The 16,551-nt window shown below is 69.8% G+C and carries 12 protein-coding genes and 1 pseudogene; 9 read left to right on the top strand and 4 right to left on the bottom strand.

Annotated elements, in window-relative coordinates; translation table 11 throughout:
- Positions 1–26: 26 nt before the first annotated feature.
- Entirely contained in the window at positions 27–1,910 is a 1,884-nt protein-coding gene (locus ACIO52_RS11315) for an ABC transporter ATP-binding protein (protein WP_218718369.1), read from the top strand.
- Between the two features lie 22 nt (positions 1,911–1,932).
- Here the strand turns inward: ACIO52_RS11315 and ACIO52_RS11310 are convergent, their stop codons facing one another.
- Positions 1,933–2,625, bottom strand: coding sequence for a GntR family transcriptional regulator (locus tag ACIO52_RS11310; protein WP_402643320.1), 693 nt, complete (start codon positions 2,623–2,625; stop codon positions 1,933–1,935).
- Between the two features lie 243 nt (positions 2,626–2,868).
- On the opposite strand from ACIO52_RS11310, the gene ACIO52_RS11305 reads away from it, so the two are divergent.
- From ACIO52_RS11305 to ACIO52_RS11275, 7 genes are read left to right on the top strand one after another with little or no spacing between them, the layout of a single operon-like run.
- Entirely contained in the window at positions 2,869–3,789 is a 921-nt protein-coding gene (locus tag ACIO52_RS11305; protein ID WP_402643317.1) for an ABC transporter permease, read from the top strand.
- Positions 3,786–4,649: an ABC transporter permease gene (locus ACIO52_RS11300; RefSeq protein ID WP_402643314.1), complete on the top strand. Its 864-nt coding sequence runs from the start codon at positions 3,786–3,788 to the stop codon at positions 4,647–4,649. Before ACIO52_RS11305 ends, ACIO52_RS11300 begins: the two co-directional genes overlap by 4 nt.
- Positions 4,646–5,647, top strand: a complete 1,002-nt coding sequence (locus ACIO52_RS11295) for an ABC transporter ATP-binding protein (RefSeq protein ID WP_316573060.1) — start codon at positions 4,646–4,648, stop codon at positions 5,645–5,647. Before ACIO52_RS11300 ends, ACIO52_RS11295 begins: the two co-directional genes overlap by 4 nt.
- Positions 5,644–6,642, top strand: coding sequence for an ABC transporter ATP-binding protein (locus ACIO52_RS11290; protein ID WP_402643311.1), 999 nt, complete (start codon positions 5,644–5,646; stop codon positions 6,640–6,642). Before ACIO52_RS11295 ends, ACIO52_RS11290 begins: the two co-directional genes overlap by 4 nt.
- The gene (locus ACIO52_RS11285) at positions 6,639–8,168 is read left to right on the top strand and encodes an ABC transporter substrate-binding protein (RefSeq protein WP_402643309.1); all 1,530 of its coding nucleotides are present in this window, start codon (positions 6,639–6,641) and stop codon (positions 8,166–8,168) included. Before ACIO52_RS11290 ends, ACIO52_RS11285 begins: the two co-directional genes overlap by 4 nt.
- A gap of 4 nt (positions 8,169–8,172) precedes the next feature.
- The gene (locus ACIO52_RS11280; protein ID WP_402643306.1) at positions 8,173–9,423 is read left to right on the top strand and encodes an amidohydrolase family protein; all 1,251 of its coding nucleotides are present in this window, start codon (positions 8,173–8,175) and stop codon (positions 9,421–9,423) included.
- 2 nt (positions 9,424–9,425) lie between these two features.
- On the top strand, positions 9,426–10,919 hold the full coding sequence (locus ACIO52_RS11275; protein ID WP_402643304.1) for a chlorohydrolase family protein: 1,494 nt from the start codon (positions 9,426–9,428) through the stop codon (positions 10,917–10,919).
- Positions 10,920–10,972: 53 nt separating this feature from the next.
- Here ACIO52_RS11275 and ACIO52_RS11270 read toward each other — a convergent pair whose 3' ends face one another.
- Positions 10,973–11,968, bottom strand: coding sequence for an oxidoreductase (locus ACIO52_RS11270; protein ID WP_218718363.1), 996 nt, complete (start codon positions 11,966–11,968; stop codon positions 10,973–10,975).
- A 52-nt stretch (positions 11,969–12,020) separates the two neighbouring features.
- On the bottom strand, positions 12,021–13,103 hold the full coding sequence (locus ACIO52_RS11265) for a DNA polymerase IV (RefSeq protein WP_218718362.1): 1,083 nt from the start codon (positions 13,101–13,103) through the stop codon (positions 12,021–12,023).
- A 148-nt stretch (positions 13,104–13,251) separates the two neighbouring features.
- Here ACIO52_RS11265 and ACIO52_RS11260 point away from each other — a divergent pair.
- Positions 13,252–13,659, top strand: a pseudogene (locus ACIO52_RS11260) (PaaI family thioesterase); the annotation flags it as partial.
- Positions 13,660–14,023: 364 nt separating this feature from the next.
- Here ACIO52_RS11260 and lon read toward each other — a convergent pair.
- Entirely contained in the window at positions 14,024–16,489 is a 2,466-nt protein-coding gene (gene lon, locus ACIO52_RS11255) for an endopeptidase La (protein ID WP_218718360.1), read from the bottom strand.
- Positions 16,490–16,551 lie beyond the last annotated feature (62 nt).

Here is a 16,551-nt window from a genome sequence, read left to right as displayed (position 1 = left end):
GGTGGGGAGCGAAGAGGAGTGCGGCAGTGAGTATCGAATCGGTGGCCTACAGCCAGATGTACCGGCGGATGAACGCGCCCGAGGAGGAGCGGCCGTTCAGCCTGTCCACCGCGCGGCGCATTCTGCGTTTCGCCGAGGCGCACTGGCGGCGGATCTCGGCGTTCCTGCTGCTCAGCGTGCTCGCCGCGGTGCTCGGCGTGGCGACGCCGGTGCTGGCCGGTCGCGTCGTCAACGACATCGTCGGCGGCTCCGCGCCGCGCACGGTCGTCATCCTCGCGCTCGCCATCGCGGGCCTGGCGGTGCTCGACGCCGGCCTCGGCATCGTCATCCGGTGGCTGTCCGCCCGGATCGGTGAGGGCCTGATCCTGGACCTGCGCACCGCCGTGTTCGATCACGTGCAGAAGATGCCGGTCGCGTTCTTCACCCGCACCAGGACCGGCGCGCTGGTGAGCAGGCTCAACAGCGATGTGATCGGCGCGCAGCGCGCGTTCAGCGACACTCTGTCGGGCGTGGTCACCAACCTGGTGACGCTGGCGCTGACCCTCGCGGTCATGCTCAGCATCTCCTGGCAGATCACCCTGCTCGCGCTCGTGCTGCTGCCGGTGTTCGTGATCCCCGCGCGCCGGGCGGGCAATCGGCTGGCCGCCATGCAGCGCGAGGCCGCGCAGCTCAACGCCGCCATGAGCACCCAGATGACCGAGCGCTTCTCCGCGCCGGGCGCCACCCTGGTGAAGCTGTTCGGCAGGCCGCGGCAGGAGTCCGCGGAGTTCGCGGTGCGCGCCACCCGGGTCCGCGACATCGGCGTGCGCACCGCCATGCTGCAGACCACCTTCGTCACCTCGCTCACCCTGGTCTCCGCGCTGGCCCTGGCACTGGTCTACGGCCTGGGCGGCTGGTACGCCCTGCAGGGCAGTCTGGACGCGGGTTCGGTCGTCGCCCTGTCACTGCTGCTGACCCGCCTCTACACCCCGCTCACCGCGCTGGCCAGCGCGCGCCTGGAGATCATGTCGGCACTGGTGAGTTTCGAGCGCGTGTTCGAGGTGCTGGATCTGCGGCCGCTGATCGAGGACGCGCCCGGCGCGGTCCCGGTCGCCGACGGTCCGGTCGCGGTGGAGCTGGACGCGGTGACCTTCGGCTACCCCTCGGCCGACAAGGTCTCGCTGGCCTCGCTCGAGGACGTGGCGACCCTGGACACCCGGGGCGGCGTGGAGGTGCTGCACGAGGTGTCGCTGCGGGCCGAGCCCGGCCAGCTGATCGCCCTGGTCGGCTCGTCCGGCGCGGGCAAATCCACCATCGCCCAGCTGGTTTCGCGCCTCTACGACGTCGACTCCGGCGCGGTCCGGCTCAACGGCACCGATGTGCGCGAGCTGACCACCGAGTCCATCCAGCGCACGGTCGGCCTGGTCACCCAGGACGGTCACCTGTTCCACGACACGATCCGCGCCAACCTGCTGCTGGCACGGCCGGAGGCGACCGAGGACGAACTGTGGGACGCGCTGCGCCGGGCCCGGCTCGGCGAGCTGGTCGACTCGCTCACCGACGGCCTCGACACCGTCGTCGGCGAGCGCGGCTACCGCCTCTCCGGTGGTGAACGCCAGCGCCTGACCATCGCGCGCCTGCTGCTCAAGCAGCCCCGCGTGGTGATCCTCGACGAGGCCACCGCCTCGCTGGACTCCACCTCCGAGGCGGCGGTGCAGGAAGCGCTCACCGAGGCGCTGCACGGCCGGACCGCGCTGGTGATCGCCCACCGGCTGTCCACGATCCGCTCCGCCGATCAGATCGTGGTGCTCGAGCAGGGCCGCATCGTCGAGCGCGGCACCCACGCCGACCTGCTCAATGCCGACGGCCGCTACGCCGAGCTCTACCGCACCCAGTTCGCCGAGGACCCGGTCCCTGTCACCGCGGCCTGACCGAACCGCGCCGACCCCGCTGTCAGGCGGGGTCGGCGTGGCGCAGCGCGGTGACGATGGCCAGCGTCGGCGTGCGGCCCGCCTCGGTGTGGCTGAGCATCGCGTACTCGGCGAGGCGTTCGTCGCCGGAGGAGATCGCCTCGATGAGGTGGCGATGTTCGTCGCGCTGCTCCTCGGTGTCGCGGTCGGCGGTGAGGAAGAACAGCCACGCCATCCGGGCCAGAATGGTGCGCATCAGCTGGGTGAGCAGGCTGTTGCCGGACAGTTCGACGATCGCGCCGTGCAGCTTCGCATTGGTCTCGGCGATCCGCAGCGGATCACGAGAGTCGGTGGCCACCTGCGCTTCTCGTAGCGCGGCTCGCAGCGGTGCGCTGTCGTGACCCTGCCGGATGCGGGCGGCGGCGAGCCGGGCGCCGAGCGGTTCCAGCCCGATCCGCACGTCGAAGAGTTCCTCCACCGCCGCGCGATCCCAGGAGCGAACGACCGCGCTGCGCCGGGGCAGCGCGCTGACGATGCCGTCGAATTCGAGCAGCGTCAGCGCCTCGCGCACCGGCAGTCGCGAGGTGCCGAGCATGGCGGCGACGCGGGCCTCCGGTAACTTCTCGCCTTCCCGGTATACCCCGGTGATGATGTTGCGCCGAAGCTCGTCGTAGATCCGCCGGGTCTGGGAGGTGTCGTCGACGGCTTCCGCCGGGCGACGTTGGTCTCGGGCCACGGAGTAAGTCTACGAATATATCTTCGGTCGACCGTTGTTTCGTCTGGTCGCGCAGGGTTCGCTGGTGCACCGAAGCCGGATACGCCGTCGGACAGCGGTTCGAAAACACCCACTGACCACGAAATATATATCTTTTCGACCAGCCGCATCATTCACCGGACCGAAACGTGCGGAACACAAGCGGGATACACCCAACTCCAATTCTGTATACCGATTCACCATCGGCCACAGAGAGGATGCGAGTTGGCCGTCTATCTGCTCCGCCGCTTCGCGCAGGCGGTGATCACCGTTTTCGCCGTCATCTCACTGGCATTCCTGCTCGGCAGGCTGACCGGAAGCCCCGCCGCGTCGCTGCTGCCCGAGACCGCCAGTGCGGCCGATATCGCGGCACTCAACCACGAACTCGGCTTCGACAAGCCGCCGCTGACCCAGTACCTCGACTACCTGACCGGAATTCTGTCGGGTGATTTCGGGGACTCCTACCAGCAGACCGGCACCTCGTCGATGTCGCTGGTCCTGCAGCGTCTGCCCGCCTCCCTGCAACTGGGCGTCACCGGCTTCGCGATCGGGCTCGCGCTGGCCTTCGCCGTCGTGCTCGTCATCCATCTCAGTGGCCGCTGGTCGCTGCGCGGGGTCGCACTCGGACTCGGCGCGGCCCGACTCGCCGTGCCGGACTTCCTGTTCGGGCTGCTGATGGTGCTGGTGTTCTCGGTGACGCTGGGCTGGTTACCGTCACTGGCCGGTGCCGATCCGCTCGCGATCGTCATGCCCGCGGTGACCATCGCGACCGCGCAGTTCGTCGTGTATTCACGGCTGCTGGACAACTCGCTGGTCGCGGAGAGCTCTCAGGACTACGTGCGCACCGCCTACGCGCGCGGCGAGCGCCGGTCGTCGGTGCTGCTGCGCGATGTCCTGCCCAACGCGCTGCTGCCGGTGCTCACCATCTCCGGAATCACCCTGGGCACCTTGCTCGGTGGTCTGGTCATCGTCGAGAACGTCTTCGCCTGGCCGGGTTTGGGTCAGCTCATGCTCGACGCGGTGTTCAACCGGGACTTTCCGGTGGTTCAGTCCGGGCTGGTGGTGATCGCGACGATCTTCGTGATCGTCAACTTCGGCATCGACGTCCTCTACGGCGTCATCGACCCGAGAGCGAGGGTCCGGTGATCCGCCCCCGTCATCACGCCACGATCGCCGGCGTCGCGATGATCCTGGCCGTCGTCCTGTTCTCACTGCTCTACCCGCTCTTTCCCGGCTACGACCCGTACGCGCAGCACCTCGCGTCCGCGTTCACCCGGCCGTTCACCGACGGGCACTACCCGCTCGGCACCGATTCACTCGGCCGTGACCTGGCGAGCAGGCTGGCGCTGGCCGGGCGGATCACGCTCGGTCTGGTCCTGGTGATCGTGGTGGTCAACGCGCTGATCGGGATGGCGATCGGCACGGTGTCGGGCTACTTCCGCGGCGTCACCGACAACGTGCTGATGGGCGTCGCGGACGTGCAGCTCGCGGTCCCGATGACACTGGTGATCATGGCCGTGTCGGCCATTCGCGGACCGAGCACCGTGCTGATGGCCACGATCCTCGGCGTCACCTTCTGGGTCGGCTACGCCAGAGTGGCGCGCTCGGTGGCACTGGGCCTGTCCGGCCGCGATTTCGTGATCGCGCCGAAGCTGCTCGGTGCGCGCTCGGGCTGGGTGATGCGCGAGCACGTCGTCGGACACGTCACCGCGCCGGTGCTGATCCTGGCGACCGCCGATCTCGGCAACGTGCTGATCATGATCTCCTCGTTCGACTACCTCGGTCTCGGCGTGCAACCGCCCACCCCGAGCTGGGGATTGATGATCACCGACGGGCAGAAATATCTGCGCCAAGCCCCGTATCTGACGATCGTGCCCGCCGTCGCCCTGCTGCTGGTGATCGGCGGAACCCTGCTGGCCAGTGGGCGATTCACCGACGAGGGGCAGGGGCTGCGCCGGGTGCGGCGGGCCCGGCGCGGCGCACTCGCGAAGGAGGTCGCGGCATGAGCGCGCTGTTGGAGATCACCGATCTCACCGTGGGCTACGAGACGGCGGCGGGGGAGCGGGTGGTGCTCGTCGACTCGGTGAGCCTGCGGCTGGCCGAGGGTGAAGTGCTCTGTCTCGTCGGCGAATCCGGCTCCGGCAAGTCGGTGACGATGCTCGCCGTGCTCGGCCTGCTGCCCGCACCGCTGGAGATCTTCTCGGGCAGTGTGCGTTTCCGTGGCGCCGAACTCGTCGGTGCGGACGACGAGACCCTGCGCAAGCTCCGCGGCGCCGAGCTCGGCATGGTTTTCCAGGACCCGATGACCACGCTCAACCCGGTCCGCCGGGTCGGCGTCCAGATCGGGCGCGCGCTGGCCGTGCACCAGCGGCTCGACGCCCGGGCACGCACTCGGCGCGTCGTCGAACTCCTCGCCGCCGTGGGCATTCCCCAGCCTGCCGAGCGGGCCCGCGCCTACCCGCACCAGTGGTCCGGTGGCATGCGGCAGCGCGCGGTGATCGCCATGGCGATGGCCAACGATCCGGCGGTGCTCATCGCCGACGAGCCGACCACGGCCCTCGACGTCACCATCCAGGCCCAGCTCATGGAGGTGCTGGCGCAGGCCCGCGCCCGCAGTGGCGCGGCGATGGTCCTGATCACCCACGACCTCGGCTTGGTCGCGCAGTACGCCGATCGGGTGGCGATCATGTACGCGGGCCGGGTCGTCGAGACCGGGACCGTGTGGCAGATCTTCGACGACGCCACCCACCCGTACACCCGAGGGCTGCAACGCAGCCTGCTCGGACAGTCGGGCGGCGCCAGGGCCTACGCCATCCCCGGTTCGCCCCCGTCACCGACGCGACGTCCGCCCGGATGCGGCTTCGCCCCGCGCTGCGAGTTCGCCGGGAAGAACGACGAATGCTCGACAACCACACCGGTTCTCGTCCCGCTGGCCGGCGGGCGCGCGGTGGCCTGCCCGCCCGCGATCGAGTCCGCGCCGATCGAACAGGACCTCTCCGCATGACGACGATCGACGAGCCCGAGGACGTCATCCGGGTCGACCGACTGGAGGTGAGCTTCACCAGCAGGCGCGGGCTCCTCGGCACACGCAGGCTCCGCGCCCTCGACGGCGTGAGCTTCGCGGTCCGCCGCGGCGAGACCTTCGGCCTGGTCGGCGAATCCGGCGGCGGCAAGTCGACGCTGGTCCGCACCCTTTTCGGGATCAATACCCCGAGCGCGGGCTCGATCCGGATCCTCGGCCACGATCTGGCGACGCTGCGCCCGCAGTCCCGGCGCGCGCTGCGCAACCGGGTCCAGCTGGTGTTCCAGGACCCGTACTCCTCCCTCGATCCGCGCATGACCGCGCACGACATCGTCGCCGAGCCGCTGCGCATCGCGGGCGGATACCGGCGAGAGCGCGTGGTGGAGCTGCTGGATCAGGTGGGACTGGGCCGCGACGCGCTGGCGCGCAAGCCCGCCGAGTTCTCCGGCGGACAGCGGCAGCGGCTCGGCATCGCCAGGGCGCTCGCCCCGGGGCCCGAGGTGCTGGTGCTCGACGAACCCGTCTCCGCGCTGGACGCCTCGGTGCAGGCCCAGGTCATCAATCTGCTACAGGACCTGCAGGAACAGCTCGGGCTGTCGTATCTGTTCATCGCCCACGATCTGTCGGTGGTGCGCCACCTGTCCGACCGGATCGCGGTGATGCACCTGGGCAAGCTCGTCGAGATCGGCGCGACCGAAGACGTCTTCACCGGCCCCGCGCACCCGTACACGCGGGCCCTGATCGCCTCGGCGCCCGTGCCCGACCCGCATCGACGCCGCCGCGACACCTCGACGCTGGTGCGCGGCGAACTGCCCGATGCCGCGAACCCACCGAGCGGCTGCACCTTCCGCACCCGCTGCCCCCTCGCCACCGCCGACTGCGCCACGCGCGTACCGGAACTCGAACCACAGGGTCGTACCGACCATGTCGCGGCCTGCCTGCACCCGCTCGCACGCCCGTCGAAAGGAAACCGATGAAACCGATCACCCGCGGGATGGCGACAGGGCTCGCCGTCCTCGCCTTCGCCACCGTCACCCTCAGTGCCTGCGCGCCCGCGGGTTCCGACACCGCTTCGGCGACAACGCTGGTCGTCGGCGCGGTCACCGAGCCGACCGACGTGCCCGACCCGATCAGTGACGGGTCGCTGGCCGGCTACAACTACTACTTCGCGACCTTCGACCAGCTCGCCCGATTCGACAGCGAAGGCGTGATCGGGCCGAAGCTGGCGACGAAGTGGGAGCACAACGCCGACTTCACCCAGTGGACCTTCACCATCCGCGACGGTGTGAAATTCCACAACGGCGAGCCGCTGAAGGCCTCCGATGTCGCGTTCACCTACAACCAGATCAAGGCGACGCCGACCGGCGACCCGGCCACCTACATGGAGATGTTCACCTCCGCCGCCGTCGGGCCCGGCAACACCGTGGTGTTCAGCCTCAACGCCCCGTTCTCCGCGTGGCCGACGATCACCACCGGCGTCTCGATCGTGCCCGAGTCCGTGTACACGAAGCTGGGGTCCGCGGGATTCGCCGCCGCGCCGGTCGGGTCCGGGCCGTTCGTCTTCGATCACTACACGCGCGGCGTCGAATACGCGGTCAAGCGCAATCCGGACTACTGGGGCGAGAAGGCCACGATGGAGGCGGTCACCTTCAAGACGGTGGCCGACGCCGACGCCCGACTCAACGGTGTCCAGTCCGGCAGCCTCGACATCGCGCTGGTCGCCCCGAATCAGGTAGCGGCCGTGGAGGGTTCATCCAGCGTGCGGATCGAGTCGCGGGTCTCCAACGGTGTCACCTTCCTCGGCATGAACGCCACCGCCGGTCCGCTGGCCGACCAGCGGGTCCGCGAGGCGATCGCGCTGTCGATCGATCGCGAGGGCATCGTGAAGACCCTGCTGGCGGGCCGGGCGACGGTCGACAACCAGCTGGTCGCCGAGAACGTCGGCGGATTCGACCCGAAATACCCGGCGCCGGTGCGTGATACCGCCAAGGCCAAGCAGTTGCTGGCCGCGGCGGGCTACCGCGGGACGCCGATCCCGTTCCAGTACGCGACCAACGGGCGCATCCCGCTGAGTTCGGAGATCGCCCAGTCGATCCAGGCCAACCTCGCCGAGGTCGGCATCACCATCACGTTGCAGGGCACCGATCAGAGCAGCCTGTCGCAGATGATCTACAGCAAGAAGGCCGCCACCGGCATCTACCTCAACACCTACGCCCCCTCCACCATGGACGGTGACGCGCCGATCGCCTCGATGTTCGGCGGGCAGTGGAACGACTACGCGATGCTGCCGGAAACCCAGGCGCTGGTGGCCAAGACCCGGACCGTCGCCGGGCAGGCCCGGATCGACGTCTACCGCGAGCTGTTCACCCTCAACGACGCGAAGGCGCTGCTGATCGGCCTCTACACCCCGGACGCCAGCTACGCCGTCGACCCGGCGCTGCGGTGGCAGCCCCGGGCGGACGGGATGATCACCGTCGACCTGGCGAGCTTCGGAAAGGACTGAGTCCATGGGGGATTCGCTGCTGCTCAGCGATGTGCGCCCGTGGGGCACCGAGCCGGTGGACGTGCTCGTCGAGGACGGCGTGGTCGCCGCGGTCGCGGCGACCGGCACGACGAGGACGGCCGCCGAGCGGGTCGACGGCGCGGGCAGGCTGCTCCTGCCCGCCCTGTCCGACGTGCACCTGCACCTGGATTCCAGTCGCCTGGGGCTGCCGTTCCGGGCGCAGACCGGCGAGCCGGGCCGGTGGGGCCGGATCATGAACGACCGGGCGCAGTGGCGCACGGCCGAGCGCTCGGTGACCGAGCGGGCCTCGTTCACCCTCGCCGTCGCGGTCGCCAACGGCGCCACCAGGATTCGCAGCCACGCCCAGGTGGACGCCGACACCGGGCTCGCGAAGCTCGAGGGTGAACTCGCGGCGCGGGAACGCTACGCCGACGTCTGCGACGTGGAGATCGTGGCGTTCCCGCAGGTCGGCATTCTGCTCGAACCCGGTGTCGTCGATCTGATGGACGCGGCGCTCTCGACCGGCGCCGACCTGGTCGGCGGGATGGACCCGTGCGAACTCGACCGTGATCCGGTACGGCATCTCGACGCGGTATTCGGGTTGGCCGAAAGGCATCAGGCCGGGGTCGACATCCATCTGCACGAGGCGGGCGAGCTCGGGCTGTTCACGTTGTCGCTGATCATCGAGCGGGTGCGGGCACTCGGGATGACCGGTCGGGTGACCATCTCGCACGCGCGGTGTCTGGCCAGTGGCCTGCCCGGCGTGCCGGGGGCAATCGCGCAGCTGGCGGAGTTCGATATCGCGCTGACGCACGCGGCGGGCGCGCAGGGCTGGGCACTGCCCCTGCTCGACCTGGCGGCCGCCGGCGTGCGGGTCGGGGTCGGGATGGACGGTCAGCGGGACTACTGGTCGCCCTACGGCAACGGCGACATGCTCGACCGCGCGTGGCAACTCGCGTTCGTCAACGGGTACGGGTCGGATCAGCACGTGGAGCACGCACTGGCCGTGGCGACCTGGGGCGGCGCGAGCGTGATCGATCGGAGTCTGCGTCCGCTCGACCTGCTCGATCCGCATCCCGGTGTCGCGGTCGGTGATCCGGCGGAGTTCTTCCTGGTCGACGCGGTGAGCCCGACGGCGGCCGTGATGGATCGGCCCGCCGCCCGGACCGTCATCCATCGGGGCGCCGTGGTTTCGGTCGACACAGCGATCGAGGGGTTCGAGATCCCCGGACGTTTCGGCAGGGAAGGGAGCTGAGCGTGCGACGAAGTATTCGCGCACGGCATGTGCTGGCGTATTCCGCCGAGCGCACCGAGGCCGCTGCGGCGGACTCGGCGGGTGGGCACGTGCTGCTCACCGATGCCGAAGTGGTGGTGGCGGGTTCACGCATCGTGGCCGTCGGGCCACGCGGCGCGGAACCGGCCGACGAAGTGATCGATCTCGGGAACGCGCTGTTGCTGCCCGGCCTCATCGATCTCGACGCGCTCGCCGATATCGACCACACGATTCTGGATTCGTGGCAGTCGCGCGAGCTGGGTCTGGGCCTGCACTGGTCACGGGACTATGCCACGCATCGACGGCGGGCGGTCTTCGACGCCGAGGAGCGGGCGTTCATCCGCGAATACAGCTTCGTCCAATTGCTGCTGCACGGAGTGACGACGGCGATGCCGATCGCCTCGGAAGTACACAGCGACTGGGCCGAGACGTTCGACGACGCCGTCGCGATGGCCGAGGCGGCGCAACGGCTCGGGCTGCGGGTGTACCTCGGCCCCGCGTATCGCGGTGGGGTCAACGTGGTGGACGCGGACGGCACGCGGTCCGTCTACTGGAACGACGAACTCGGCCGCGCCGGATTCGATGGTGCGGCCAGGTTTCTCGACTGGGCCGCGGAGCGCGGCTCCGATCTCGTGCACGGCACGCTGCTGCCGTGCCGGATCGAGACGCTCACCGAGGAGCTGATGCGGCGTACGGCCGAGCTCGCCTCGGCGAGCGGCGCCCTGGTCCGCCTGCACGCGCTCCAAGGATTGGTGGAGCGCGAGTTCATCCTGGAACGCTTCGCCGCACCGCCGCTGGAAGTGCTGGCGCGGACCGGACTGCTCGGGCCGAATCTGCTGATCCCCCACGGCATCTACCTCGACGCGCACCCGCAGGTCGACGCGGACACCGACCACGATCTCGGCACCCTGGCCGCGTCGGGGGCCACGATCGTGCACTGCCCGCTCACCTCGGCCAGGCACGCCTCGGCGCTGGACACCTTCGACCGCTACCGCGCGGCGGGCGTGCGGATCGCGCTGGGCACCGACTCCTTCCCACCGGATCTGGTGCGCGGCATCGACATCGGCGTCACCATCGCCAAACTGCTCACCCGTCGGCTCGACGGCGCGACCTACGGCGAGTATCTGACGGCGGCCACGCTCGGCGGCGCGGACGCCCTACGACGCCCCGACCTGGGCAGACTCGCGGCCGGGGCGACCGCCGACCTGGTCGTCTTCCGCCTCGACGATCCCCGCGACGGCGTTCTCGATGATCCGATCCGCACCCTGTGCATGAACAGCACCGCGCGGGCGGCGGACTTCTCGATGGTCGCCGGACGAATCACCTTGCGGGACGGCGCGATTCCCGGCATCGACCTGTCCGCGATGTCGCGCCGCGCGCAAGGGCTGTTCGATCGGATGCGCGCGGCGTACTCCGAGCGCGACTATCTGCGCAGGCCGGTCGAGGAGCTGTTCCCTCCATCGTTCCCGGCGAAGTAGGGCTGCGCGACGCTCGGTACGCCGTCGACAGCCGACGGTGTGCTCCGGTCCGCTCAGAACTCGCCCGCCACCCCGATCACCGTGCGACCGGAATGGGTGCCGTCCTTGATCGATCGCAGCACTCGGTCCACCTCGGTGATCGGGGCGAACGACTCGATCGTCGAGAGGTGCTGCGGGCGCAGCTCTTTGCCCAGTGCGGTCCACAGCGCACGACGCTTCTCGATCGGCAGGAACACCGAGTCGATGCCGAGCAGGCTGACACCGCGCAGGATGAACGGCAGCACGGTGGCGGGCAGTTCGGCGCCGCCGGTGAGGCCGCTGGCCGCGACGGCGCCGCCGTAGCCGATGGCGCTCAGGACGTGGGCCAGGGAAGCGCCACCGACGCTGTCGACCGCCGAAGCCCAGACCGCCTTGTTGAGCGGGCGCGGCTTGGCGTCCGGGTCCAGCGGGAGGCGGCCGATGACCTCGTTGGCGCCCAGCTCGGCCAGCAGGTCGCTCGCGTCGGTCTTGCCGGTGGAGGCGATGACCTCGAAGCCGAGGCCGGAGAGGATGTCGATGGCGACGGTGCCGACGCCGCCGGTCGCGCCGGTGACCAGGACCGCGCCGTCGTCGGGGGTGAGACCGTTGTCGAGCAGGGCCTGCACGCTCATCGCCGCGGTGAAGCCTGCCGTGCCGATCGTGGCGGCGTCCCTGGTGTCCAGGCCGTCCAGGCGGACCACCCATTCGGCGGGCACCCGCGCGTACTCGGCGAAACCACCGTTGCGCGAGACACCGAGCTCGTAGCCGTGCGCGATCACCTGATCGCCGGGGGCGAAGTCGTCGGTCTCGGACGCGACCACCTCACCGGTGAGGTCGATGCCGGGCACGATCGGATAGTTGCGCACCACGCCGCCGCGCGGCGTGATCGCCAGGAGATCCTTGTAGTTGGCGCTCGAGTAATGAACCTTGATCGTCACCTCGCCCTCGCCGAGGAAATCCTCCCCGACCTGCTCACGAGCGAGCACGATCCCACCGTCGGATTCACGGGCCACCATCGCGGAGTAATCCATGGGTCCGAGCATACGAGGCGAACCAGCGCACCGGCAGACCCCGCCGAGGTGCTCAACCGCCCGGCGCGTCGGGCGGGAGGAGTTCGAGGCGGACGCCGAGGAGGCGGATGGGGCGGTCGAGTTCGAAGCGGTCGATGATGGCCAGGGCGGTGTCGACGATGGTGGCGACGTCGGCGGTCGGTTGGGGGAGTTTGCGCTGCTTGCTGCGGGTGTAGAAGGTTTTCGTGCGGACCGTGACCGCGACCCGGGTGCTGATGCGCTGGTGCTCGATCATCTCCTCGGCGACCTCGGTGGCCAGGCGCGCGACTTCGCGGCGGATCTCGTCCGGGTCGGTCAGATCGTGCGGGAAGGTCTCGGACTTGCTGCGGCCCACCGGTATCCGCGGGGTGGTCGAGAGTTCGGTGTCGCCCTTGCCGTGACCGAGGACCCACAGGTAGGGGCCGGTGTTCGGGCCGAACTCGGCGGCCAGGCGCTGCCGGTCGGCGGCCATCAGATCGGCGACGGTGACGATGTCCAGCTCGGCCATCCGCTTGGCGATCCGGGCCCCGACGCCCCATAGCGCGTCGGTGGGGCGGTGGCCCATCAGCTCGGCCCAGTTCGCCGCGGTCAGTTCGAACACCCCGGCCGCCGCGCCCGGGTCGTGCTCGGGCTCGGCGGAGGTCTTGCCGGTCGACTTGGCGAAACCGGTGGCCAGTTTCGCGGTGAGCTTGTTGTCGCCGATGCCGACCGAGCAGGTCAGACCCAGCTCGGTGACGGCACGGCGGATCTCGGCGGCCAGCCGCCACGGGTCACCGTCGGTGGCCACGAACGCCTCGTCCATGCCCCACACCTCGACAGCCCCGGCGACCCGGCCGAGCGTCGCCATGATCTCGTCGGAGGCCACCTCGTAGGCGGCCATGTCGACCGGCAGGAACACGCCCTCCGGGCACTTGCGCTGCGCCATCTTCAACGGCATCCCCGCGCGCACGCCGAAGGCCCTGGCCGGATAGGACGCGCAGGTGACGACCTTACGCGGCTGCGCCGGATCGCCCTCGCCGCCCACGATGACCGGCAGTCCGCGCAGCTCAGGACGACGCCGGAATTCCACCGCCGCCTGGAACTGGTCGAGATCGACATGCAGCAGCCACTGGGGCACGGGTGAAGTATTACCGCACGGTACCGACAAAACGGCGCAACCGGGCAGCTCGCGGTGCGGCACTGGCGTACTCGTCACCGCCCCAGGATGGCAATATCCGTAGCGCGCCAACCGATGTCACGACCGAGCTCGAAGAACGGAACACCCGATGCCGACCGAAGCCACCACCCTCGACCTCGACCTGGCCCGCCAGGTACTCGCCGCGCAACCGTTCGCCCGACTCGTCGGCACCGAACTCACGGAATTCGGGGACGGTGCGGCCACACTGGTGATCGAGATCCAGCCCGAGCACGGTCAGCAGTTCGGATTCGTGCACGGTGGCGTGCTGGCCTACGCGGCCGACAACGCGCTCACCTTCGCCGCGGGCACCGTTCTGGGTCCCAACGTGCTGACCGGCGGCTTCACCATCACCTACCTGCGTCCCGCCCTCGGCGAGCGGCTGCGGGTGCACGCCACCGTGCTCGGCGCCACCCGCCGTCAGGCCGTCACCCACTGCGACGTCTACGCCGAGACCGAGGGCGAGGAGCCGATCCTGTGCGCGGTCGCCCAGGGCACGACGCGACGGGTCGAGAAGGACCTCGAGCGGGTCGCGGAGGCGGGCGCCGACGAGGACACCGAGTTCGACGACGAGGACGACGACACCGACGACCAGGACAGCTACGTCACCGACCAACTGGCCATCGTCACCCCGGCGCCCGAACAGGCACCCGCGCTGCCACCGACCGTCAGCCGATGAGACCGCTGTGCGGCCACGAACAACGCGTCTTCACCATCGCCCCTGAACGACTCGGCGGATTCAAGGGGTCGCCGGCGGGCAGCGAGTCGAGGGACCTGGACCGGGCGTTGATGCGGAAACTGGGCTTGCGCTAGACACCGAACGGGCCGCGCACAGGGTTGTGCGCGGCCCGTTCGGTGGTGGGTCAGGCGCTGACGGCGAAGCTGCCGTCGGCGGCCGGTTCGGCGATCGGCTCGATGGCGTAGGCCAGGATCTCGGCCACGTCGGCGACGGGGCGGACATCCAGGGCGGCCAGCACCTCGGCCGGGACCTCGTCGAGGTCCGGTTCGTTGCGGGCCGGGATGAAGACGGTCTTCAGCCCGGCGCGCTGGGCGGCGAGCAGCTTCTGCTTCACGCCACCGATCGGCAGCACCCGCCCGTTCAGCGTGACCTCGCCGGTCATGCCGACATCACCGCGCACCTGACGGCCCAGCGCCAGCGACACCAGGGCGGTCACCATGGTGACGCCCGCCGACGGTCCGTCCTTGGGCACCGCACCCGCCGGGAAGTGGATGTGGATGTTGCGGTCCAGGACCTTCGGCTCGATGCCGATCTCCTCGAGGTGCGAGCGCACGTAGGTCAGCGCGATCTGCGCCGATTCCTTCATGACATCGCCCAGCTGACCGGTCAGGGTCAGGGCGCGCTCGCCCTCGGCGGCGTTGGCCTCGATGTAGAGCACATCGCCGCCGGCGCCGGTGACCGCCAGGCCCGTCGCCACGCCGGGGACGGCGGTGCGTTCCACCGAGTCCGGGGTGAAGCGGGGACGGCCGAGGTAGTCGGTCAGGTTCTCGACGTCGACCACGAGACTCGTCAGCTGACCGGCCGGCTGCGGACCGGACTCGATATCGATGACGTTGTCGTAGCCGAGCCCCGGGTCGTACCCGAGCACGGCGCCCTCGCCCAGCGCGCCCTTGTCGACCAGGGTGTTCTCGTCGGCGGCATCGCCGGTGACCAGGCGGGTCGCCGCCTTGCGCAGGGCCTTCGCCACCAGCCGCTCCATCTGGCGCACACCGGCTTCCCTGGTGTAGTTCGCCGCGATCTCGCGCAGCGCCGCGTCGGTGATCGAGACCTCCTCGGCGGTCAGCGCGTTGCGTTCCAGCTGCCGGGGCACCAGGAAGTCGCGGGCGATGGCCACCTTGTCGGCCTCGGTGTAGCCGTCGACGGTGATGAGCTCCATGCGGTCCAGCAGGGGGCCGGGAATGGTGTCCATGACGTTGGCGGTCGCGATGAACAGGACGTTCGACAGGTCGAGGTCCAGGTCGAGGTAGTGATCGCGGAAGGTGTGGTTCTGCGCGGGGTCGAGGACCTCGAGCAGCGCCGCCGCCGGGTCGCCGCGGAAGTCGGAGCCGACCTTGTCGATCTCGTCCAGCAGGACGACGGGATTCATCGACCCCGCCTCCTTCACCGCACGCACGATCCGGCCGGGCAGCGCGCCCACGTAGGTGCGCCGATGGCCACGGATCTCGGCCTCGTCGCGCACGCCGCCCAGGGCGACGCGAACGAACTTGCGGCCCAGCGCCTTCGCGACCGACTCACCCAGCGAGGTCTTGCCGACACCGGGCGGACCGACCAGCACGAGCACGGCACCCGAGCCACGTCCGCCGACGACCTCCAGACCACGCGCGGCCCGGCGCGCACGCACGGCCAGGTACTCGACCATGCGGTCCTTCACCTCGTCCAGACCGTGGTGATCGGCGTCGAGCACGGCGCGCGCGGCCGAGACATCGGTGCTGTCCTCGGTTTTCACCGTCCACGGCAGGTCCAGGACGGTGTCGAGCCAGGTGCGGATCCAGCCCGATTCCGGGCTCTGATCGCTGGCCCGCTCGAGCCTGCCGACCTCGCGCAGCGCCTCGGCGCGCACGTTCTCGGGCAGGTCGGCGTTCTCCACGCGGGTGCGGTAGTCGTCGGCGCCGTCGGGTTCGTCCTCGCCGAGCTCCTTGCGGATGGCGTTGAGCTGCTGGCGGAGCAGGAACTCGCGCTGGCTCTTCTCCATGCCCTCGCGGACGTCCTCGGAGATCTTGTCGGTGACCTCGACCTCGGCGATGTGGTCCTTGATCCACTCGATCTGCTTGGTCAGGCGAGCGGCGACCTCGGGGGTCTCGAGTAGTTCGCGCTTCTGGTCGTTGGTCAGGTACGGCGCGTAGCCCGCCGTGTCGGCGATGGCTTCGGGCTTGTCGAGCTGATTGACGATGTCGATGATCTGCCACGCCTCGCGCCGCTGGAGCACCGCGACGACCAGCTTCTTGTATTCGGCGGCGAGCTCGGTGGTGCGCGCGTCGGGAGCGGGCTCCTCGACGAGTTCGGCCTCCACCCACAGGGCGGCGCCCGGCCCGGTCACGCCGTGCCCGATCCGCGCCCTGCGCTCGGCCTTGAGCACGGCGGCGGGCGCGCCGCCGCGCATCCGTCCGACCTGCTCGATCGTGGCCACGACGCCGTAGGACGCGTACCCCTCGTCGAGGCGGGGCGCGACGAGCACAGCGCCGGTCTTCCCGGCCTGCGCGGCGTCGATGGCGGCCTGCGCGGATTCGTCCAATTCGATGGGCACGACCATGCCCGGCAGCACGATCGGATCGGTGAGGAACAGCACCGGCAGGTTCTGAGCTGTAGTCATATCGACCCTTCCAAAGTTGAGCTTTGCTCACTCAACCCAGTCGGGTACCGGTTTGTTCCGAC

It is taken from the genome of Nocardia sp. NPDC087230 (genome assembly GCF_044744725.1).
Classification (GTDB): Bacteria; Actinomycetota; Actinomycetes; order Mycobacteriales; family Mycobacteriaceae; genus Nocardia; species Nocardia canadensis.
The sequence above is the reverse complement of the archived record's forward strand: the minus strand, read 5'-3'. Positions and strand labels throughout refer to the sequence as shown.